At 67.5% G+C, this 21,597-nt stretch carries 19 protein-coding genes; 11 read left to right on the forward strand and 8 right to left on the reverse strand.

Translation table 11 applies throughout. From position 1 onward, the window contains the following. The first annotated feature begins 117 nt into the window (after positions 1-117). The 4 genes from EEB18_RS20995 (at position 118) to lexA (ending at position 3,415) form a co-directional block, all read left to right on the forward strand. Complete coding sequence (locus EEB18_RS20995) at positions 118-948, forward strand: hypothetical protein (protein ID WP_187141521.1); 831 nt, start codon at positions 118-120, stop codon at positions 946-948. A gap of 57 nt (positions 949-1,005) precedes the next feature. Then, positions 1,006-1,479, forward strand: coding sequence for a cyclic pyranopterin monophosphate synthase MoaC (gene moaC / locus EEB18_RS21000; RefSeq protein ID WP_187141520.1), 474 nt, complete (start codon positions 1,006-1,008; stop codon positions 1,477-1,479). Next, entirely contained in the window at positions 1,476-2,666 is a 1,191-nt protein-coding gene (locus EEB18_RS21005; protein ID WP_187141519.1) for a molybdopterin molybdotransferase MoeA, read from the forward strand. Before moaC ends, EEB18_RS21005 begins: the two co-directional genes overlap by 4 nt. 65 nt (positions 2,667-2,731) lie before the next feature. Further along, entirely contained in the window at positions 2,732-3,415 is a 684-nt protein-coding gene (lexA, locus tag EEB18_RS21010; RefSeq protein WP_056347868.1) for a transcriptional repressor LexA, read from the forward strand. Here lexA and EEB18_RS21015 read toward each other — a convergent pair. After that, positions 3,369-5,456, reverse strand: a complete 2,088-nt coding sequence (locus EEB18_RS21015; protein WP_262408030.1) for a ComEC/Rec2 family competence protein — start codon at positions 5,454-5,456, stop codon at positions 3,369-3,371. The two genes, lexA and EEB18_RS21015, sit on opposite strands and share 47 nt — an antisense overlap. Before the next feature lie 130 nt (positions 5,457-5,586). On the opposite strand from EEB18_RS21015, the gene gltX reads away from it, so the two are divergent. From gltX to EEB18_RS21030, 3 genes are all read left to right on the forward strand, one after another. Continuing rightward, positions 5,587-7,041: a glutamate--tRNA ligase gene (gene gltX, locus EEB18_RS21020; RefSeq protein ID WP_187140657.1), complete on the forward strand. Its 1,455-nt coding sequence runs from the start codon at positions 5,587-5,589 to the stop codon at positions 7,039-7,041. A gap of 36 nt (positions 7,042-7,077) precedes the next feature. Then, positions 7,078-8,364 carry a citrate synthase gene (locus tag EEB18_RS21025; protein ID WP_187140658.1) on the forward strand — a complete coding sequence of 429 codons (1,287 nt, stop codon included), beginning with the start codon at positions 7,078-7,080 and terminating at the stop codon, positions 8,362-8,364. Between the two features lie 262 nt (positions 8,365-8,626). Next, positions 8,627-9,199, forward strand: a complete 573-nt coding sequence (locus EEB18_RS21030; protein WP_187669044.1) for a hypothetical protein — start codon at positions 8,627-8,629, stop codon at positions 9,197-9,199. Positions 9,200-9,230: 31 nt separating this feature from the next. Here EEB18_RS21030 and EEB18_RS21035 read toward each other — a convergent pair whose 3' ends face one another. The 3 genes from EEB18_RS21035 to EEB18_RS21045 form a co-directional block, all read right to left on the reverse strand. Continuing rightward, entirely contained in the window at positions 9,231-10,613 is a 1,383-nt protein-coding gene (locus EEB18_RS21035; RefSeq protein ID WP_187140660.1) for a sensor histidine kinase, read from the reverse strand. After that, complete coding sequence (locus tag EEB18_RS21040) at positions 10,610-11,581, reverse strand: hypothetical protein (protein WP_187140661.1); 972 nt, start codon at positions 11,579-11,581, stop codon at positions 10,610-10,612. Before EEB18_RS21040 ends, EEB18_RS21035 begins: the two co-directional genes overlap by 4 nt. Positions 11,582-11,642: 61 nt before the next feature. After that, a complete protein-coding gene (locus EEB18_RS21045) occupies positions 11,643-12,854 on the reverse strand; it encodes a hypothetical protein (protein ID WP_187140662.1) in 1,212 nt (403 codons plus the stop codon). A 291-nt stretch (positions 12,855-13,145) separates the two neighbouring features. Between EEB18_RS21045 and gyrA the strand changes: the two genes are divergently transcribed. The 3 genes from gyrA to EEB18_RS21060 all read left to right on the forward strand — a co-directional run bounded on the left by gyrA (position 13,146) and on the right by EEB18_RS21060 (position 18,320). Next, complete coding sequence (gyrA, locus tag EEB18_RS21050) at positions 13,146-15,812, forward strand: DNA gyrase subunit A (RefSeq protein ID WP_410468138.1); 2,667 nt, start codon at positions 13,146-13,148, stop codon at positions 15,810-15,812. After that, a complete protein-coding gene (locus tag EEB18_RS21055; protein ID WP_187140664.1) occupies positions 15,809-16,117 on the forward strand; it encodes a DUF952 domain-containing protein in 309 nt (102 codons plus the stop codon). The genes gyrA and EEB18_RS21055 overlap by 4 nt, the downstream gene beginning before the upstream one ends. A 130-nt stretch (positions 16,118-16,247) precedes the next feature. After that, complete coding sequence (locus EEB18_RS21060) at positions 16,248-18,320, forward strand: amidohydrolase family protein (protein ID WP_187140665.1); 2,073 nt, start codon at positions 16,248-16,250, stop codon at positions 18,318-18,320. Positions 18,321-18,329: 9 nt separating this feature from the next. Here EEB18_RS21060 and EEB18_RS21065 read toward each other — a convergent pair whose 3' ends face one another. The 3 genes from EEB18_RS21065 to EEB18_RS21075 form a co-directional block, all read right to left on the reverse strand. Further along, complete coding sequence (locus tag EEB18_RS21065; RefSeq protein WP_187140666.1) at positions 18,330-18,668, reverse strand: hypothetical protein; 339 nt, start codon at positions 18,666-18,668, stop codon at positions 18,330-18,332. 18 nt (positions 18,669-18,686) lie between these two features. After that, positions 18,687-19,247, reverse strand: coding sequence for a peroxiredoxin (locus EEB18_RS21070; protein WP_187140667.1), 561 nt, complete (start codon positions 19,245-19,247; stop codon positions 18,687-18,689). Positions 19,248-19,387: 140 nt separating this feature from the next. Next, entirely contained in the window at positions 19,388-19,768 is a 381-nt protein-coding gene (locus tag EEB18_RS21075; RefSeq protein WP_187140668.1) for a glycine zipper 2TM domain-containing protein, read from the reverse strand. Between the two features lie 165 nt (positions 19,769-19,933). On the opposite strand from EEB18_RS21075, the gene EEB18_RS21080 reads away from it, so the two are divergent. Further along, a complete protein-coding gene (locus EEB18_RS21080; RefSeq protein ID WP_187140669.1) occupies positions 19,934-20,776 on the forward strand; it encodes a TauD/TfdA dioxygenase family protein in 843 nt (280 codons plus the stop codon). A 54-nt stretch (positions 20,777-20,830) separates the two neighbouring features. On the opposite strand, the gene EEB18_RS21085 is transcribed toward EEB18_RS21080, so the two are convergent. After that, positions 20,831-21,529, reverse strand: a complete 699-nt coding sequence (locus EEB18_RS21085; RefSeq protein WP_187140670.1) for an SDR family oxidoreductase — start codon at positions 21,527-21,529, stop codon at positions 20,831-20,833. Positions 21,530-21,597: the final 68 nt, after the last annotated feature.

The following is a 21,597-nucleotide window of genomic DNA, read 5'->3' on the forward strand; positions in this document are numbered from 1 at the left end:
GAACCGGTAATGTCTCGCCGGTTACAGCAGGCGGTTACAAGAATCGGATCGACACCGGGAACCAGGGAACGAACGATGGCGGGAATCAATCGGCTATCATGGCTTTTGGCGCTACCGATGACCCTCCCGTTGCTCGTTCAGGCGGCATCGGCACAGGAGGGTGGCTCGGCCCAAGCGGCCGAATGGCCGAAAACCATGTATCAATGTCGTCACCGCGCGCCCCTCGACGGCTTCGGCGGCACGCTCGAATTCGACACGCTGTACACTGAAGCGGGCGCGATCTTTTCCGAAACCGGCCGATGGACGTCCGATTATCTACCCAGACGCGCCCCGCCCCTCCCGGCCGGCCTGATGGCGGAACGGTCCATCATCCTCCCCGCCGGACAGCCAAGCGGCATGACGGTCATGATCGAATGGCCCGGCGGCAATGTCTGGGACAAGACGCCTACGCCCGATCCGTCTGCCAAAGCGATGATCCGCATCGTCAATATCGACGGCGTCGCCCGGTCGATGCGGAAAAAGGAGCGCTGGCACCAATCGGTCGTGGTCCGCAACAGCGAAGTCCTCCCCTACGCGAACGGCAATGACCGCATGCTTTTCCTCAGCCCGCTCGAGCCCGCGCTGATCAGCAATTATGGCGGTACCTCCAACATGGACCTGACGATGCCGGTCGCGAACCTCCTGGCTTGGGGCAGCGGGCTCGAGGCGCTGACGGTCTTCGATGTATTCGTCGAACCCCGGAAATACGACCCGCATAGTTTTCCCAACGGACCCGCCGGACCGATGCGGGTCGTCGGCGAATATCACATCGACATGACCGCGCTCGCCGCAGGCTTCGACAAGATCCGTGCCGAGCACCGGTGGTGGCGCGCCGGCCTCGCCGATTTCAAGACGCGCTGCGAAGCGACGCAGGTGTCGGACCCATCGCTGGAAATCATCGTCACCTGACCGCCTGTCATTATCTCTACTTGCCTTTCCTCCGCAGCGTTGCTTCGCTTCATCGCCATGACCCAACGCCCGACTCATCTCGACGAAAGCGGCGCCGCCCATATGGTCGACGTCGGCGCCAAGCCCGCAACCGCGCGCCGCGCCGTCGCCACCGGCCGCATCACCATGTCCCCTGCGGCGCTCGAAGCCATCCGCACCGGCAACGCGCCCAAGGGCGACGTCCTCTCGACCGCGCGCATCGCCGGGATTATGGGCGCCAAGCGCACCGCCGACCTCATCCCGCTCTGCCATCCTCTCGCGCTCACCAAGGTCGGCGTCGAGTTCGAATGGGAGGAAACCGGCATTTCGGTCACCGCGACCGCCGCGACCACGGGGCCGACGGGGGTCGAGATGGAAGCGCTCACCGCCACCTCGGTCGCGCTGCTCACCCTCTACGACATGGCGAAGGCGCTCGACCGCGCGATGATGATCGGGGATATTCGTTTGCTCGAAAAGAGCGGCGGCCGCTCGGGCGACTGGCGCGCCGAATGAGCAAGCTGCTCCCCGTCGAGGAGGCGCAGGCACGCCTGCTCGCGCTCCGCGCGCCGCTGGCGCCCGAGAATATCGCCTTTTCCGAATCGCTTGGCCGCTATCTTTCGCACGATGTCATCGCATTGCGCGACCAGCCCGCGGCGCCGCTTTCGGCGATGGACGGTTATGCGATCCGTTTCGCCGACCTGCCGGGACCATGGACGATCATCGGCGAGGTCGCCGCAGGCTCCGCGCCCGTCCTGCCCCTCGGCGCGGGTCAGGCGATCCGCATCTTCACCGGCGCGATGGTCCCCCACGACGCCGACACGGTCATCCTGCAGGAAGATGTCGCCGCCGACGGCACGGTCCTGACGCTGACCGGCGATGGCCCGGAGGCCCAGGGCGCCCATATTCGCGACCGCGCCAGCGACTTCGCGACCGGCGCCATGCTCGTCGCCGCCGGAACCCGGCTCAACGCCGGTGCGATCGCCGCGGCGATCATGGGTGGCGACGCGCAGCTTGTGGTCGGCGCCCGCCCGCGTGTCGCGATCCTCACCACCGGCGACGAACTCGTCCAGCCGGGCCGTGCGCTCGCGCCCGGCCAGATCCCCGACAGCAACGGCACGATGCTCGCCGCGATGCTCGCCGCCGAGCCCGCCGTGGTCAGCATCCCGCTCCACATCCGCGACGACCGTGAAATTTTATCCAAGGTATTAAAAGACCTGGCGCGACGTCACGACGTCATCGTCACCGTCGGCGGCGCCTCGGTCGGCGATCACGACCATGTCCGCGGCGCGCTCGACGATGCCGGCGGGCGGCTCGATTTCTGGAAGATCGCGATGCGCCCCGGCAAGCCGCTGATCGCGGGCACGCTCGGCGACGCGCTGCTGCTTGGCCTGCCCGGCAACCCCTCGTCGGCCTTCGTTACTGCGACCCTGTTCCTGCTCCCCCTCGTCCGCCATCTCGCCGGCGCGCGAGCCCCGCTCCCGCAACTGCGCAGGGCCCCGCTCGCGGCCCCCCTCGGCCCCGGCGGCGCGCGACGCGACTATTTGCGCGGACGGATCGACGGCGGCCTTCTCTCGCCCTTCGACGGACAGGACAGCGGCCGCACCTTTCCGCTCGCTGCGGCGAATGCGCTCGTCATCCGCGAGATCGGTGCGCCGTCCCGCGCGGCGGGCGACGCGGCGGATTATATCGACATCGCTTGACAAGTTCGCTTCTGTTCCATTATCGTTCTCCTTATGTCCGAAACCGGCATCATGGAGAACGCCCGATGTTGACCGCCAAGCAGCATGAACTGCTCCACTTCATCCAGCAAAAGCTCGACGCGAGCGGCATCTCGCCGTCGTTCGAGGAGATGAAGGAGGCGCTCGGGCTCAAATCCAAATCGGGAATCCACCGCCTGATCAGCGCGCTCGAGGAGCGCGGCTTCCTCCGCCGCCTCCCCAACCGCGCCCGCGCGCTCGAGGTCGTCAAGCTTCCCGAGGGCGGCAAGGCGGCCGTCAGCACCGATCGCGACAATGTCGTGCCGCTGCGCAAGCCCGCCCCGGCGATGCGCCCGATCGCCGCGAACGACATCGTCGAGGTCCCGCTCCACGGCAAGATCGCCGCGGGTGTGCCGATCGAGGCGTTCGAAAATCATGACAATCTCGCGGTCCCCGCCGCGCTGCTTGGTTCGGGCGAACATTATGCGCTCGAAGTGTCGGGCGACTCGATGGTCGAGGCCGGCATCTTCGACGGCGATTATGCGCTGATCCAAAAGGTCAGCACCGCGCGCGAAGGCGATATCGTCGTCGCGCTCGTCGACGGGCAGGATGCGACGCTCAAATATTTCCGCCGCGAGGGCAAGATGATCCGTCTCGATCCCGCGAACAGTGCCTATGAGCCGCAGCGCTACGCCGCCGAGCGCGTCATCGTGCAAGGGAAGTTGTCGGGACTGCTTCGTCGTTACCACTGACCTGCGGCGGGCGGCGCCACATATGCTCGTCGCCCGCGCCTAACGCCGTCACCGCGCGCGGCCGATCGCCGAGGTAAAGCGCCAGCCCGCCGGTCTGCGGCAAGGTATCGCGGTCGATCGTCAGCCAGCGCCCGGCGCATTCGCGCGGCAGCCAGCGCTCGCTGATCACCACATCGGCCGCGGCGCACGCCGCCGCCATGTCCGCCCCCTCGATCCGGTCGCGCCCGCGCGCCGCCAGGATGGTGCGCCCATCCTGCGTCCAGCGACAGAAATCGCGGTTGCAGGCGACATGATCGAGGTCGGTGAGCGCGGCGAGCGGCGCATCGATGCCCGCCGCCTCGGCCACCGCGTCGCGCACATAATCCCCCGCCCGCTCGCGCAGCAACGCATAGCTGCCGTCGGGTTGTGCCGCGGCGATATGCTTGCCGTCGCCGGTAATCAGCACATCGGGCCGCGGCTGGGCGAGCAGGACGGCCATGCCGAGGACCAGCGGCACCGCCCCCGCCCAACGCCAGCGCGTCCGCCACAGCAGCAGCCATATCCCGCCGAAGATCGCGAGGCCGAAACCCCAGGGCGGGAACACCGGCAGCGTCGCGACCGCGCCGGGCGCATCGGCGACGCTGTGCGCGAGCCAGATCAGGGCGTTCAGCGCCTGCTCGGCGACCCACCAGAAGGGCGCGCCGAGCCCGACGCTGTCGAACAGCAAAGCCAGCGCCTCGGCGGGCATGATGACAAAGGTCGTCAGCGGGATCGCGACGACATTGGCGAGCGCGCCATAGAGCCCCGCCTTGTGGAAATGGAACAGCGCGATCGGCGCCAGCGCGACCTCGACCGCGAGCCCGGTGATCACCAGTCCCGCGACCCCGCGTCCCAGGCGAAACACCCATGGCTCCTCGCGCCGCGCCATGAACCGCTGCATCGCGCGGCTTTCGTGGAGCGCGACGATCGCGGTGATCGCCGCGAAACTCAGCTGGAAACTCGGCCCCGCCAGCGATTCGGGGCGCCAGATCAGCACAATCAGCGCGCCCGCCGCGACCAGCCGCAGCGTCAGCGCCTCGCGCCCGAGCAGAAAGGCGATCAGCACCAGCAGCGCGGCGATGAACGAGCGCAAGGTCGGCACCTCGGCCCCCGCGAGCAACGTATACCCCCCGCCCGCCAGCGCTGCGACCGCCGCCGCCAGCGGCAGCACATAGCCCGCCAGCGCCAGCCGCCGACTGAGCGCGAGCAGGCTCATCGCGATCAGCATTGCAAAGGTCACCACCGCGGTCACATGCAGCCCGCTGATCGACAGCAAATGCGCCAGCCCGCTCCGCCGCATCGCCTCCTCGTCGGCCTCGCTGATCGCGCCGCGATCGCCCGCGACGAGCGCCGCGGCGATCCCCCCTGCCGATCCGTCGATCTGCCCGTGGATATGATCGCTCAGCCGCGCGCGCAGCGTCTGCACCCCGTCCCCCGCGCCCGGCGCCCGCCCGATCTCGCCGAGGACCGTGCCGACCGCGCCGATCCGGTCGAACCAGGCGCGCTGCGCGAAATCATAGCCGCCGGGCAGGCTCGCGGTCGGCGGCGGCATCAACCGCGCGCGCAGCCCGATCGCCTCGCCCGGCGCGATGCCCTTGCCCTGTTCGCCCGCCGCGGTGATCCGCAACCGCGGCGGCAGATCGGGTCGCTTCAGCGGCCGCACGATCAGCCGGACCTGGTCCTTCGCCGGCAGCGGCTCGACGCTTTCGACGCTCGCCGAAAATTCGGTTACCACCGGCAGCGCCAGCACGGGCGCCGACAGCCATAGTGCTCGCCCCCACACGAGCAACAGCCCCAGCGCCATCACCGCGCATTCGACGACGACCGCGCGCCCGAACCGGCGTTGCCAGCCGATCAGCAGCCCGGCGAGCGCGCCGGCGCCCAGCACCAGCAGCAGCCCGATCCAGTGGGTCCGGGTGGGCAGCGCGAACCAGGCGGCGATCCCCGCGCCAAGCGCGACCGGCAGCCAAAGCGCGATCCGTTCGCGCTCGGCATCGAGCCGCGCTTCGATCGACTCGGGCATGCGCCGCACCATCGCCGCCGCGCGCAAACCAATGGGCGTTTGAAGCGGCCTTGTCGCCATGCTAGGGGCACCCCCGATCCCCGTCCCCGCCGTCCGCGGGGACCCGCAAAACTGAGTGAAAGAGGCCGTTGTGGCAACCGAAAATCAAACCATATCCGGCGAAGCGACCGGCGCCGATGTGGTGACGCGCTTCGCGCCGTCGCCCACGGGTTTCCTCCACATCGGCGGCGCGCGCACCGCGCTGTTCAACTGGCTGTTCGCGCGCCACCACGGCGGCAAGTTCCTGCTGCGCATCGAGGATACCGACCGCGCGCGCTCGACCGACGCGGCGATCGACGCGATCCTCGACGGGATGCGCTGGCTCGACCTCGATTGGGACGGCGACACCGTCTATCAATTCGCTCGCGCCGACCGCCATGCCGATGTCGCCGCGCAGCTGCTCGCCAAGGGCGATGCCTATCGCTGCTATCTGACCCAGGACGAACTCGCCGCGATGCGCGCCGAGGCCCAGGAAAAGCGCCTGCCCTTCCGCGTCCGCAGCCCTTGGCGCGACCGGAACGACGGCGACCCCGCCGTGCCGCACGTCGTCCGCCTGCGCGCGCCGCAGGACGGCGCGGTGACGATTCCGGACAAGGTCCAGGGCGACGTCACCGTCCAGAACGCCGAGCTCGACGACTTCGTCCTGCTGCGCAGCGACGGCACCCCGACCTATATGCTCAGCGTCGTTGTCGACGACAATGACATGGGCGTCACCCATGTCATCCGCGGCGACGACCATCTCAACAACGCCTTCCGCCAGCTCGCGCTGATCCGCGCGATGGACTGGCGCGAGCCCGTTTACGCGCACGTCCCGCTGATCCACGGCGCCGACGGCGCGAAGCTGTCGAAACGCCACGGCGCGCTCGGCGTCGACGCCTATCGAGACGAATTGGGCTATCTGCCCGAGGCGGTTAACAATTATCTGCTCCGCCTCGGCTGGGGCCATGGCGACGACGAGATCATCAGCCGCGCGCAGGCGACCGAGTGGTTCGACCTCGCGCATGTCGGCCGTTCGCCGTCGCGCTTCGACTTCAAGAAGCTCGAAAATCTCAACGGCCATTATCTGCGCGAAGCCGACGACGCCCGCCTCGCCGCGCTCGTCGCGCCGATGACCGGCACGCTTCTCGGCCGCGATCTCTCCGCCGCCGATCAGGCGCTGCTCGCGCAGGCGATGCCCGCGCTCAAGCCGCGCGCCAAGACGCTGCACGAGATCGCCGACGGCGCGACCTTCCTCTTCGCCGACGAACCGCTGGCGATGGACGAGAAGGCCGCAGCGGTGCTACAGGACGCACCGGAGGGGATGCTCGCTTCGGTCGCCGACCGTTTGCGCGCGCTGTCCGGCTGGTCGCAAGACACGGTGGAGGCCGCAATTCGCGAAGAGAGCGAAGCGGCCGGCGTCGGGCTCGGGAAACTGGCCCAACCGCTGCGGGCGGCCCTGACCGGGCGGACCGTATCGCCGGGGATTTTCGACGTGCTGCTGCTGCTGGGCCGCGATGCCAGCCTGGCGCGACTTGACGCAGCGCACAATAATCCGGCAGGGGCGTAGCCACAGCGACTCCCGCCGCCACAACAGGGGAAGAATATGACCGACCAGACCGCAAAGATCACCCTGGGGGACACCACCGTCGAGAACCCCGTGCTCAAGGGCACCGTCGGCCCCGACGTCATCGATATCCGCAAGCTTTACGCGCAGACCGGCGCCTTCACTTATGACCCCGGTTTCACCTCGACCGCGAGCTGCGAATCGAACCTGACCTATATCGACGGCGACGAGGGCGTCCTGCTCCATCGCGGTTATGCGATCGGCGACCTCGCCGAAAATAGCAGCTTCATGGAAACCTGCTACCTGCTGCTCAACGGCGAACTGCCGAGCGCGGACGAACTCGCGACCTTCGACACCACGATCACCCGCCACACGATGCTGCACGAACAGCTGTCGACCTTTTATCGCGGTTTCCGCCGCGACGCGCACCCGATGGCGGTGATGTGCGGCGTCGTCGGCGCACTCAGCGCCTTCTATCCCGACTCGACCGAGATCCACGACCCGCGCCAGCGCATGATCGCCAGCCACCGGCTGATCGCGAAAATGCCGACGATCGCGGCGATGGCGTATAAATATTCGGTCGGTCAGCCCTTCGTCTATCCCGACAATTCGCTGAGCTACACCGGCAATTTCCTGCGCATGACCTTTGGCGTGCCGGCAGAGCCCTATGAGGTGAACCCGGTCGTCGAACGCGCGCTCGACCGCATCTTCATCCTCCACGCCGATCATGAGCAGAACGCGTCGACCTCGACCGTCCGCCTCGCCGGCTCGTCGGGCGCCAATCCCTTCGCATGCATAGCGGCGGGCATCGCCTGCCTGTGGGGTCCGGCGCATGGCGGCGCCAACGAAGCCGCGCTCAACATGCTGCGCGAAATCGGCCGCCCCGAACGCATCCCCGAATATATCGCGCGCGCCAAGGACAAGGACGACCCGTTCCGCCTGATGGGCTTCGGTCACCGCGTCTATAAAAACTACGACCCGCGCGCGACGGTGATGCAAAAGACCGTGCGCGAGGTTTTCGACGCGCTGAAGGTCAACGATCCCGTGTTCGAAGTGGCGCTGCAGCTCGAGGAAATGGCGCTCAACGATCCCTATTTCGTCGAGAAGAAGCTGTTCCCGAACGTCGATTTCTATTCGGGCGTGATCCTGTCGGCGATCGGTTTCCCGACGACGATGTTCACCGCGCTCTTCGCCCTCGCCCGCACCGTCGGCTGGGTCGCGCAGTGGAACGAAATGATTTCGGACCCCGCCCAGAAGATCGGCCGTCCGCGCCAGCTCTACACCGGCCCGACGCAGCGTCCCTATGTGCCGGTCGACAAGCGCTGATCGAGCGACAGACGAAAACGAGAAAGGGGCCGGTTTTCGGCCCCTTTTTTGTGCGTGATGGCGACGGCCGGTAACGACCGAGAGCCGACCTCTATAGTTTCGTCACCCCGGACCTGATCCGGGGCCTGCCTGCCTTGAAGAAAAAGGCAGGTCCCGGGTCACGCCCGGGATGACGGAGGTCCGGAAACGACCAGTTGCGGACGTCGCTGACAATCAGCAAGATGTACTGATGCGATGTGCTTTCACAAATTTTTCGCGCGCAATGGTATCTGCGGTTGCTCTCGGGCTGTTGGCAACTTCCTGCACCAATCAAGCAGTGAAGGCAGAGGATCGCTTGGTGGATGGCACTGCGCTTCCGTCGGAAGAAATGCTGTCCAGGGAGAAAATCGAGATCAATCAGGGGTTCGGTGGAGAAGGATTTGGCGAGCATTTTCTTTCGTATGAATTGGCTTCGAACAACTCGCTCGTCGTCACGCACACATTTCGACCCGAAGATAAAGTGATCGGAAGAGAGGTTTTCGTTCTCCCCCCCGATATGGCGATGAAAGCGCGAAAGCAGTTGTGGCGCGTTCGCCCTGATAAGCTGGAGGGTATGGATACGGACGTTCGTCCATCGGGCTGCCTGCGACGATGGGATCATGACTCACCTGAAATTGCGGTTGGTTTTGCAGCTTCAGACGAAATTTATGGGGTGGTTGACCTGCCCCGTCCTATCAGCTGCGACACTCCGGCCGCGAAGGCCGCGAGGCGAATGCTCCGTGATGTTTTGAAATTATTTCCGCGATCAAAAGTCGCGGAGACTTTCATCAAGAGCGCGCGATCGAATGACAGCTAGCCACCCCAAAGCGGTCAGTTAGCCGCAAGCGCTAAACCCCATCCCGCGCCGGCAAACTCAGCGTAAACCGCGCCCCCTGCCCCGGCGCGCTGTCGACGGTCAGGTCGCCCGCCATCGCGCGCGCCAGTCGCCGCGCGATATAAAGACCCAGTCCCGACCCACCGCTGTCGGTGCGACCCAGCCGCTCGAATTTCTCGAACACCACCGCCTGCTGCCCGGCGTCGATCCCCTGTCCCTGGTCGGCGACGGTGACCATCGCGCGGTCGCCCTGGCGGTCGAGGCGAATCCAGATCAGCGAATTCTCGGGCGAATAGCGGATCGCATTGCCCAGCAGATTGAGCAGCACCTGCAGCACGCGGCGGAACTCGCCGGTCGCCGGCATCCGCTCGTCGGTCGGCGGAGCGTCGATGCGGATGCCCTTTTCTTCGGCTTTCATGCCCAGCAATCCGACCGCGCGACGCGCCAAGTCGCCAAGATCGATCTCGTCGCGCGCCGCCTTGAACCCCGGACGCTCGATATTCTGGAGGTCGGCGAGGTCGTCGACCAGCCCGAGCAGGTGGCGCCCGGCATGCGCGATATCGCCGGCATAGCGGGCGTAATCGGCGCGGATCGGTCCGTCGAACTGGCCCGAAATCGTCTCCGCCGTCGCGATGATCCGCGCCAGCGGCCCGCGCAGCGCACCGTCGATGCGGCGCCCAAAGGCGGGGTCGGACAGCGGCAGCGAACCAAAGGCGGGGTCGGAAAGCGCCGCCGGAGCCGGTGCCGGGGTCGAAACCCCCGCCTCGGGCAAGGCGGTCCCGCGAAAACCGGTGAACCGCCCGGTGGCGTCGAACAGCGGATCGGCGGCGAGCGTCGTCACCAGCCGCCCGCCGGGACCGTCGGTCCGCGCCCGCTGGCCGGTGAACCGCGCCTGCCGCGCAAGCGCTTGCAGCACCGGGAAATGCCCGTCGTCGTCGGGCTGGAGTTCGAACAATTCAGACAACGAGCGCCCCTCCCAGCCTGCTACGACCGGCGGCGCATCGGCCCCGCCGCGCAGCGAGACGAGCCGGAGCTGCCCGTCGCATTCCCACGCCCACGCCTGCGGGGAGGCGACCGCGGCTTCGGTGATCGGCGGAATCTGCGGCTGGGCGATCGGCCGGGTCCGCCAGTCGGTGATCTCGAGCGTCGCGCCATCGGCGTCGGGCACGATCCGGACGAGCGCATGGATGTCGCTATGGTCGTCGGCGGCGATCAGCGGCCGGTTGATTTCGCGCTGCAATCGCTGCGCCAGCGCGACGAGCCGCGCCAGATTGGGCAGCGCCAGCGGCTTTTCGAGCGCTCCGCCGGCGCGTTGCTGCAGGCGCAGCAGCGCCGGGTCGCCGCTGACCAGCGCCCCGCTCCGATCGATCCGGCCCCGAATGACGCGCTCGCTCATCGCGCACCGCCTTCGTCGCCCAGCGTCGCGGCGCGGGCTTGCAGCGCGGCGGCATAATCGTCGGGCGCGGCGCTCGCCACCGCGCGGTTCGCCAGCATCGCCAGCGACCCTTCGAGCGGCGCCAGCGCGGCATGATCGCGCAGCAACGGCGCGAGCAGCGGCGCGAGTTGCGCCGGCTCGGCGGTGATCAGCGCCAGCGCCATGTCGGCATAGCGATAATTCTGTGCCGCCGCGGCGAGCGCGATCAGCGCCGGCCAGTCGTGGCGCGCGATCGCCGTGGCGGCGCTGTCGGACTGGACGCCGACGGCGGCAAGCGCCGCATGATAGCCCATGGCAGCGCGGTCGATGCCCCGCGCGGGGTCGTGCGCGGCCAGCGCCCCCCGCACCGCTTCACCGAGCCGCGTGGCCTGCGCGGGATCCTTGCCCGAGCGGACGAGCGCCCAGGCGGCGACGTCGAGCAGCAGCGAGCGGAACAGGTCGGGATCGAGATCGTCGATCGCCACCACCGGATGGCCGATCGCATCGAACCGCCGCCGGTCGGCGATGCGCAGCGCGAGATAGCCGCGGTCGACTTCGGACAACGGGTCGTCGGCGGGCGCGGGCGCCGCGAGCGGCCCATCGCCCGTCTCACCCGAAACCGGCACGACGGCCTCGCTGCCATGCCGGTCCGATTGCTCGCGCCAGCGATGCTCCTCGGCGCGCGCGAAACACAGGCCGGCAAGCTGGGTCGCACCGGGCAGCCCGTGCGCCGACCAGTCGTGCCACAGCGCGACCGAATCGACCGCGTCGCCGAGCAGGTCGGCGGCATCGCCGACCAGCCGCCGCGCGACGCCAAGCGCCAGCGCGCGCTGCTCCTCCGAAAGCCGCGTCGCGCCGGGCGCGGCGAGATATTCGGCGGTTTCGTGCAGGCACGCCGACAGCGCCGGATTCACCGACGCCAGTTGGGAAAGAAGCGATGCTTGCACCATGTCAGCTCGCGGATAGCAGCTTGGCGTTAATGCGCGCTAAACCTTGAAGCGCTTTGTTTTCTCAGCCCGCGGGACGCCGCGCAAGGCGCAGCCAAAGCAGGATCTGGAACAAGGCGAGCAGCGGCAATATCGCGAGCATCAGCGGTGCGATGCCGAAAATCAGCGCCGGTGCCAGTATCATCCACGCCTGATCGGCGTCGGGCAGCAGCCAGTGAAACCGCCGCCGCTCGCCCGAATCCTCGTAAAGCCAGCGCGCCAGCAGGATCGTCGCAGCTAGGCACGGCGCCAGCGCCGCTTCGGAAAAGGGCGGCATCCTGTGGTCGGCGCCCGCCAGCGACAGCAGCCAGGGAAAGACCGCGAGCAAGACCCAGGCGAAGGTCCGGATGACCTCGCGCACCCGGTCCTGCGCCGCGCTCTCGGCACGGAAAGCGGACAGGAAGCGCATCGCCGCCAGCCCCAGCCCGCCGAGAATCGCGACGAGCGCGCCGGCCGCCGCCAGCCCGCTCGCCGCGAGCAGCGCAACGATCACCCACAGCAGGCCGGTGACATAGGGCAGATAACGCGCCGTCGCGGGCGACTTGACGAGCATCGGGCCGAACAGGCGCACGATCGGCATCATGATCGCCGAGCGCCCCAGCCCGATGCCGCCATATTCGACCTGCTGCAGACTCGATTGTTCGAGCAGCGCAGCGGTCGGCCGGTCGGTGACGATCGCGATGTCACCCTGTTCGAACAGCGCCGGCTCGCAATAGAGCCGCCGCGCGCCCGACTGCACCGCCATCCGCAGCAGCGTCAGGATCATGTCCCATTCGCCCGGCATCTCGGCGAGTTCGCGCACCATATGGTCCGAAATGCTCGCGAGTCCGCCCCAGCGCCGCGTCGCATCGATCCGCTCGAAACTCTGGGTCAGCGGGGTGTCGCCGGTGACGAGGATCGCCGGCGACCCGGGCTTGGCGATCGCGGCATAATGCATACCCCCCGCCTGCAGCCCGTCGGTGACGAGGATAATGCGGTCGTCGCCTTCGACCAGCGCGAGCAGGTCGGCGGCGGCGCGCACCGGAGTCACCTTGACCCCGCGGCGGCGGATACGATCACACGTGGCGAGCAGGTCGGCGGGCACCGCGCCGACCGCGACCGCGACATGGGTAACGCCGACGTCGGCGAGGCGTGCCGCCTGCCGTTCGATCAGCGTTTCGCCGGCGACGGTGACGAGCGCGCGCTGCCCGCCATCGGGCAGCGTTTCGCTGGCGCCGATCAGCGCGATCAGGGCCATCGGCGGGCGCAAGGCTGCTTGGGTCTCACCCGCCCGACCTTTAGGGGCGAGCCGCCGATTGGCAAGCCCCGCGTTCGCGGCGGCGTGACGTCACTTTTGGCGTTCGGCGCCCCTGTTTTGGCGTGGAAATAATCCTGTCGAAATCGCCCGAATCGCTGGCCTTTGCCCGCCCCATCGGCTAGACCAAAACCACCTCCCGAAAAGCAGAAAAAAGGCCGGGTCTTGACCGAAGAAAATACGCCTACGCCGCCGCCCAGCGACGGCATTTCGCCGATCAACATCGTCGACGAAATGAAGACCTCCTATCTCGATTACGCGATGAGCGTGATCGTCAGCCGCGCGCTGCCCGACGTGCGCGACGGCCTGAAGCCCGTGCACCGCCGCATCCTCTATTCGGCGTTCGAAAGCGGCTATGTCGCCGGCCGCCCCTATCGCAAATCGGCGCGCATCGTCGGCGACGTCATGGGTAAATATCACCCGCATGGCGACAGCTCGATCTACGACGCCCTCGCGCGCATGACGCAGGACTGGTCGATGAGCGTGCCGCTCGTCGACGGCCAGGGCAATTTCGGCTCGATGGATCCCGATCCGCCGGCGGCGATGCGCTACACCGAATCGCGCCTCGCCAAGGTCGCGAACACCCTGCTCGGTGATCTCGACAAGGACACCGTCGATTTCCAGCCCAACTATGACGGCTCGGAATCCGAACCCACCGTCCTCCCCGCGCGCTATCCGAACCTGCTGGTCAACGGCGCGGGCGGCATCGCGGTCGGCATGGCGACGAACATCCCGCCGCATAACCTCGGCGAAGTGATCAACGCGACGCTGGCGACGATCGACGATCCCGACATCAGCCTCGAAGACCTGATGGCCATCATCCCCGGCCCCGATTTCCCGACCGGCGCGATGATGCTCGGCCAGGGCGGCGCGCGCAACGCCTATGCCACCGGTCGCGGCTCGATCATGATGCGATCGACCTATGTCATCGAGGAAGGCCGCGGCGACCGCCAGTCGATCGTCCTCACCGCCATCCCGTTCCAGGTCGGCAAGTCGGGCCTGGTCGAGAAGATCGCCGAGGCGGCGCGCGACAAGCGCATCGAGGGCGTCGCCGACATCCGCGACGAATCGAACCGTGAGGGCGTGCGCGTCGTCATCGAGCTGAAGCGCGACGCGACCGCCGAGGTCGTGCTCAACCAGCTCTGGCGCCACACCCCCGCCCAGTCGAGCTTCCCCGCCAACATGCTCGCGATCCGCGGCGGCCGCCCCGAAATGATGGGGCTCAAGACGATCCTGTCGGCGTTCATCGACTTCCGCGAGGAGGTGATCACCCGTCGCTGCAAGTTCGAACTCAACAAGGCGCGCGACCGTGCGCATATCTTGCTAGGCCTCGTCGTCGCGGTCAGCAACCTCGACGAGGTCGTCCGCATCATCCGCGGATCGCCCAGCCCGGCGGCGGCCCGCGACGCCTTGCTCGCGCGCGAATGGCCGATCGGCGACATCGCCCCCTATATCCGCCTCGTCGAGGCGATCGACGGCGAGATGGATGATAGCGCTTCGTATCGCCTGTCCGAAGTCCAGGTGAAGGCGATCCTCGACCTCCGCCTGCACCGTCTCACCGCCCTCGGCCGCGATGAGATCGGCAAGGAACTCAAGGAGTTGGCGGACGAGATTGAGGGATTGCTTGCGATCCTCGCCGACCGCGAAAAACTCTATGCCGTGATGCGCGAAGAGCTGGTCGCGGTGCGCGACGAATTCGCCAAACCGCGCCGCACGCTGCTCGCGCCCGCCGCCGACGGCATCGACGACGAGGATCTGATCGAGCGCGAGGAGATGGTCGTCACCGTCACCCTCGACGGCTATATCAAGCGCACCCCGCTCGACACCTTCCGCGCCCAGCGCCGCGGCGGCAAGGGCCGCGCCGGCATGGCGACGAAGGACGAGGATGTCGTTACCGAGCTGTTCGTCACTTCGACGCACACCCCGGTGCTGTTCTTCTCGACCCTCGGCAAGGTCTACCGCATGAAGGTGTGGCGCCTGCCCGAGGGCGGGCCGGCGACGCGCGGCCGGCCGATGATCAACCTGCTGCCGCTCGGCAAGGACGAGACGATCTCGACCGTCCTCCCGCTGCCCGAGGACGAGGCCGAATGGGGCAAGCTCCACGTCATGTTCGCAACCGCGAAGGGCAATGTGCGTCGTAACAGCATGGACGCTTTCACCAACGTGCCATCGAACGGCAAGATCGCGATGAAATTCGAAGGCGAGGACGAGGATGATCGCCTGATCGGCGTCGCCTTGCTCGACGAAAGCGACGATGTGCTGCTCGCCAGCCGCCAGGGCAAGGCGATCCGCTTCGCCGGCGACGATGTCCGCGAATTCCAGAGCCGCAATTCGACCGGCGTGCGCGGCATGCGCCTCGGCGAGGGCGACGAGGTGATCTCGCTGTCGATCCTCCACCGCGTTGGCACCACCGGCGACGAGCGCGAGGCCTATCTGCGCGCCGCGCCGTGGAAGGACAACGAGAATGAGCCGACGCTGACCCCGGACCGGATGGCCGAACTGACCGCGCGCGAGCAGTTCATCCTGACGATCTGCGCCAACGGCTATGGCAAGATGTCCTCGGCCTATGAATATCGCCGCACCGGTCGCGGCGGTCAGGGGATCACCAACATCGACAATATCGGCCGCAACGGCCTCGTCGTCGCCAGCTTCCCCGCGGTTCAGGCCGATCAGCTGATGCTCGTCACCGACCAGGCCAAGCTGATCCGCATGGGACTCGATTCCTTGCGCGTCATCGGGCGCGGCTCGGCGGGCGTGCGGCTGTTCGACGTCGCCAACGACGAGCATGTCGTGTCGGCGGCGCTGATCGGCGACAGCGACGAGGACACCGAGGAAGGGGACGACGAAACGCCCGCGGTCGACGACGCTGCCGAACCCGCACCCGACGGCGCGACCGAATGACCGCGACCACCGCCTTCAAGGTTCTGACCGCCCAGCAATGGACCGACTTCGAACGCGAACGCGTGTTCCGCGGCGCCACGGTGGATATCGCCGACGGCTATATCCACCTGTCGACCGCCGAGCAGCTCGAAGAGACGATCGCCAAATATTTCGCGGGCCAAACCGACCTGATGATCGCCGAGGTGGACCTCACCTGCCTCGGCGACGCGGTCCGCTGGGAACCGGCGCGCGGCGGCGCGCTCTTCCCGCATATCTATGCCGAACTGCCGATGCATGCGGTGGTCGGACTGCAAAGGCGCGGCTGACGAGGTCGCCTTTGATCGAAGGCTCGTCGCCTTTGGTCGCATCTTGCTTCGCGCGGCCCAACTCCCCTACCAACGTCGGGCCCTACCAACGTCGGGCTTTGCCATGTCCGCGCTCAGGGGAGATTTGACGATGCGCCTGTTCTTGATTGCCGCCCTGCTGGCCTCCGCCGCTCCCGTTACCGCCTATGCGCATGACGCCGCGCCCGCCGCCGCCGCCCAGTCGAAGCCGGTGCCCAAGGAAGAATTGCTCAAGCCGCCCGCCGACGCGGTCCATTATGTCGTCGTCTCCGAAGCCGGCAAGCATGGCGACCAGTGGCGCTGGCAGATGCCCGACGGACGCATCGCCTATCGCTGGTCGCAGGAATTGCGCGGCTGGATCACCGAGATGGACCAGGTCGACAGCCTCGCGCCCGACGGCACGATCGCCGCGACGACGATCCGCGGCATCACCCTCGCCGGCGACGCTGCCGAGGAGTTCCGCGTCGCCGGCGGTCGCGCGACCTGGAAAACCGCGACCGACGCGGGCGAGGCGCCGGCGGGCGGCTGGTATATCCCGGCCGGCGGCGTCGGCATCGCCAACGCCCCGCTGATCGACGCGCTCGCTGCGGCGGGCGACGCCGGGCTCGCCTTCCTGCCCAGCGGTAGGGGCCACATGACCCTCGCCGGCACGCAGGTCATTCAAGGCCCCGCTGGGCCGAAGACCGTCCAGCTCGCCTTCGTCAGCGGCATCCTCTCCTCGCCCTACCCCGTCTGGCTCGACGACAAGAAACGCTATTTCGCCAATATCGGCTTCATCTCGGTGGTGCCGGAGGGCTATGAAGGCGCGCTCAAGCAGCTCCGCGACGCGCAGGACGCCGCCACCGCAGAGGCTGTCGCGGGCATCGCCAAACGCTTCCTCGCCCCCGCCGCGAAAGCCCCGGTGCTGTTCGACAATGTCCAGCTCTTCGACGCCGACAAGGGCGCCTTCCTGCCCGCACGCGCCGTGCTCGCGCAGGACGGCAAGATCGCCGCGATCGGCGCCGCCGGCTCGCTCAAGGCGCCCGCGGGCACGCGTGTCATCGACGGGCGCGGCAAAACGCTCGTCCCCGGCATCTGGGACAGCCACCTCCACATCGGCGACGATTGGGATGTGCTGTCGAATATGGCGAACGGCATCACCAGCTTCCGCAGTCCCGGCACCAACATCGACCGCGCGATCGACGCGACCAAGCGGCGCGCCGACGGCACGCTGCTGATGGGCGAACCCTTCATCTCGGTCATCATCGACAAGAAGGACCCGCTCGCGGCGCAGGGCGCCGAGGTGGTGAGCAGCGAGGAGGAAGCGATCGCCGCCGTCCGGCGCGTCAAAGCCGCCGGCCTGTGGGGCGTCAAATTCTACACCTCGATGAACCCCGCGTGGATCGCCCCAGCCGCCGCCGAGGCGCACAAGCTCGGCCTCCACGTCCATGGCCATGTCCCCGCGGGCATGCGGCCGAGCGAGGCGGTGACCGCGGGCTATGACGAGCTCACCCACCTCAATTTCGTCGTGATGGAAGCGATGCCGCGCGACGTGCTCGACAAGGCGAACACGCGCCAGCGTGTCGAGGGGCCGGCGCGCCTTTTCAAGGATATCGACCTCGACGCGCCGCCGATGAAGGGCTTCATCGCCGACCTCGCCGCCAAAAAGACCATCGTCGACCCGACGATCGTCATCTTCGAAGGCATGCTGACGCAGGACGGCGGCACGCCGCAGCCCGCCTATGCCCCCTATATGGGCATCATCTCGCCCGTCCTCGAACGCTCGGTCTTCACCTCGGCGGGCTATCCGCTGGTCGAGGGCTATACGCGCGACGATTATCGCAAAAGCTATGCGAAGATGGTCGAACTCGTCGGCCGGCTGCACAAGGCGGGCGTGCTGATCGTCGCGGGCACCGACGGCTGGGGCATCGAGTTGATCCGCGAGCTGGAAATCTATCAGCAGGCCGGCTTCACCCCGGCTGAAGCCTTGCAGAGCGCCACCATCCTCCCCGCCCGCGTCGTCGGCGCCGACACACGCACCGGATCGATCGCGGTCGGCAAGGAAGCCGACATGGTGCTGGTCGACGGCGACCCCGCGACCGAAATCGGCGCGCTGCGCCGCGTCGTGACGGTGGTCAGCGACGGCTATGTCATGGACGCGGACGAATTGCGCAAGGCGGCGGGATATAGCGGGCGGCCGAAGTAGCCATCCGCGTCACCCCGGGCTCGACCCAGGGTCCGCCTTTTCCTTGTCCACCGCGGCCCCACCGCTGCGCATTCGCGCGACGAAGCGCTCCGATCGTTTCGTCGAAAAGGCGCCGGCCCCTTTGAGCCGTCGCCCCTCGATCCATATGGCCATGGCGACGTAGCCCAACATGCCGGCCAGTCCCAGCGCGATGGCAAGGGTGAGCGAAGGCGAGATACTCGCCAGTCCCATCGCCATCGCGGGAGACACGAGTGAAATCGCCCGGTGCTTGAGCGTCTGGGTCCCGGTCCAGTCGACCCGGATCCATTCCTGGTCGATGATCCGGCGGACATGATCGATAATCGGCATCGCGACAGCTTCTCCCACCTACCGCTTCCGCGCATTCCACGCGCGCACCGCCGCCATCGTCTGTTCGATATGCGCCTGCGGCTTGCTGTCAGTGTAGCTCAGCAGGATCGTCCCGTTCGGGGCGATGACATAGGAGGTGCGGCTGGACAGCGTCGTCCCGTCGGGACGCTGCATCGTCGCGTCATAGGTCGCCGCGACCTTGGCCCCCGGATCGGCGGCGACGGCGAACTTGTCGCGGCACTCCGACCGCGAAAATTCGGCGACGCGGTGGATATTGCCCGCGGTCACCCCGATGACGCGGGCGCCGAGCTGGTTGAAACGGCTGTTCGCTTCGGCGAACAGGTGCGCCTCCACCGTGCAACCGGGCGTGAAGGCCGCCGGAAAGAAATAGAGCACCACCGGCCCGTTGCGCAGCGTCTGTTTCAGCGACAGGCTGAATTCCTTGCCGCCCTGCGCCGCGTTCAGCGTGAAATCGGGTGCCTTCGCACCCTGCTTGAGGGCCGCGATGCCCTGCGCCGGAAGCACGGCAAGCGACAGGCCCAGGCCGAACGACATTGCGATTTTCGTCAGGGTTTTCATCAGCGGTCTCCACGAAAGGCGGAAAACTTGCTCCGCCCGTCGACCTTACCGCGAAATTCGCCGGTGCATGGCAAAAAAATCAGCCTTACCCGCCACGACCGACGGCAGCGGGCCGGTGTCGGCCCGCTGCCGTCGCCGGATCAGCAGCGACGACCGCCGCGGTCGATCTCGCGGCCGATCAGCGCACCCGCGGCGCCGCCGATGATCGTGCCGGGAACGCGGTCGCCATAACGATCGACTTCGCGGCCGATCAAGGCGCCCGCCGCTCCGCCGACGATCAGGCCCGTCGTGCCGCTGCCGCGTCGGCAATGATAGCGGCGATCGCGATAGTCGCTGCGCCGATAATCGCGGCGATAGTCCCGCCGATAGTCGCGGCGATAATCGCGATACCGGTCATTGTCGCGGTGACCATAATAGGACTGGCGGTGGTGCCGGTCGCGCGCATCGGCTTCGGCGGGCAGCGCCGCGAGGGTGCTGGCACCGATCAGCGCCGTAAGCGCCAGTTTCTTGAGCAGGAACATATGTCTTCTCCGTCTTGGTCCCCGCGGATCAAATTAGGGCTGCGAAGATGGCGCCCGGCTGAACTGCGGTTGCGCAAAGGCTCCATTCGCATCGGCTCGGCCAGCTTTCGGGGCGGTTTGGCGCGCCCGATTGACCCCGCGCCGCAATCGGCGCAGCATCGCACCATGACCCTCACCATCACCCCCAGCGGTCAGTCCTGCGGCGCCCGCATCACCGGCGTCGATCTGACCCGGCCGCTCGCCGCCGACGCCGTCGCGGACATCCGCGCCGCCTGGCTCGACCATCATGTCCTCGCCTTCCCCGACCAGAAGCTGGGCGACGACGATCTTGAGCGCTTCACCCGCTATTTTGGCGGTTTCGGCGACGATCCTTTCATCAAGCCGATCCCCGGCCGCGACCATGTCATCGCGGTCAGGCGGCGCGCCGACGAGACCGCGCCGCTGTTCGCCGAAAACTGGCACAGCGACTGGAGCTTCCAGGCGCGGCCACCGGCGGGAACCTGCCTGTTCGGCATCACCATCCCCCCGGTCGGCGGCAACACCGAATTTGCGAACCAGCATGCCGCGCTCGACGCGATGCCCGCCGAGATGCGTGCGCGCGTCGAAGGCCTGCAGGCGATCCACAGCGCCCGCGCCGGCTACGCCCCTTCGGGCATGTACGGTGCGAAGGACAAGGATCGCAGCATGGATATTCGCTCGGGCGACGAAGCGCTCGAAACGCAGCGCCATCCCTTCGTCCGCGACCATCCCGAAACCGGCCGCAAGGGCCTGTTCGGCTGCGCGGGCTATATCATCGGCTTCGACGGGCTCGACGATAGCGAGGGTCTGTCGCTGCTCTACGAACTGATCCAGTGGCAGGGGCGCGAGGAGTTTCGCTATTCCCACGCTTGGGAACCCGACATGCTCGTCATGTGGGACAATCGCTCGGTCCTCCACCGCGCGACCGGCGGTTACGATGGCCACGACCGGCTATTGCACCGCACGACGATCGCGGCGTGGGACGGCTAGAGAAACTGCGCGACTTTCCCCTGCGTTTCTAAAGGCTTCGTGGCTCAATCGGGCTTAGGTGAGCGCCAGTCCGCCGTCCACATCGACGATCGCACCGGTCATGAACGGGTTCACGGCGCAGGCCAGAATCTGGAAGGCGATCTCTTCGGGGCTGGCAACCCGCGCGACCGGCTGCGGCGGTGGCGGACTCGAAGCCGGACGGACCGATCGCAACAGCGGCGTGTCGACCAGCCCCGGCGAAACGCAATTGACGCGAACCGGCGCGAACTCGCTTGCCAGCACCCGGGTCAGCCCCTCGACCGCGACGGTCGCGGCGGCCACCGCGGCACGGCCGGCACGCGGTCGGCGCCCGCCGGCTCCCAACGTCAGCGTCAGCGAACCGCCGTCGACAATTTTCGCGTGTCTGGCGATCACATAGCTGCCCCAGAATTTCGAATCGAACGTCGCTTTCGCGTCCGCCAGCGGCAAGTCACGGATCGGCCCCGACCGAAGCTGCGCGGCGGTGACGATGACATGATCGAACGGTTCGCGGCTCGCGAAAAAGGCTTCGACCGCGGTCTCGTCGAGCATATCCAGCGCCGCGCCTTCTCCCCCGACCGTCGCCACCGCCGCGGCCAGTCTGGCCGCATCGCGCCCGGCGATCGTGACCGAAGCGCCGTGCCGCGCCGCCATCGCGGCGACCGCCTGCCCGATCCCCGAACTGCCTCCGACGACCAGCACATGCTGTCCCGCCAGTCCGTCAAAGCCCGTCATATGCCCTCCAGCGCGCCATCAATCATTAGCATGCTAAGCTCTATGGAGGCGCGCGGCAAGGATCAACG

It is taken from the genome of Sphingopyxis sp. OPL5, assembly GCF_003797775.2.
In the GTDB taxonomy this organism is placed as follows: domain Bacteria; phylum Pseudomonadota; class Alphaproteobacteria; order Sphingomonadales; family Sphingomonadaceae; genus Sphingopyxis.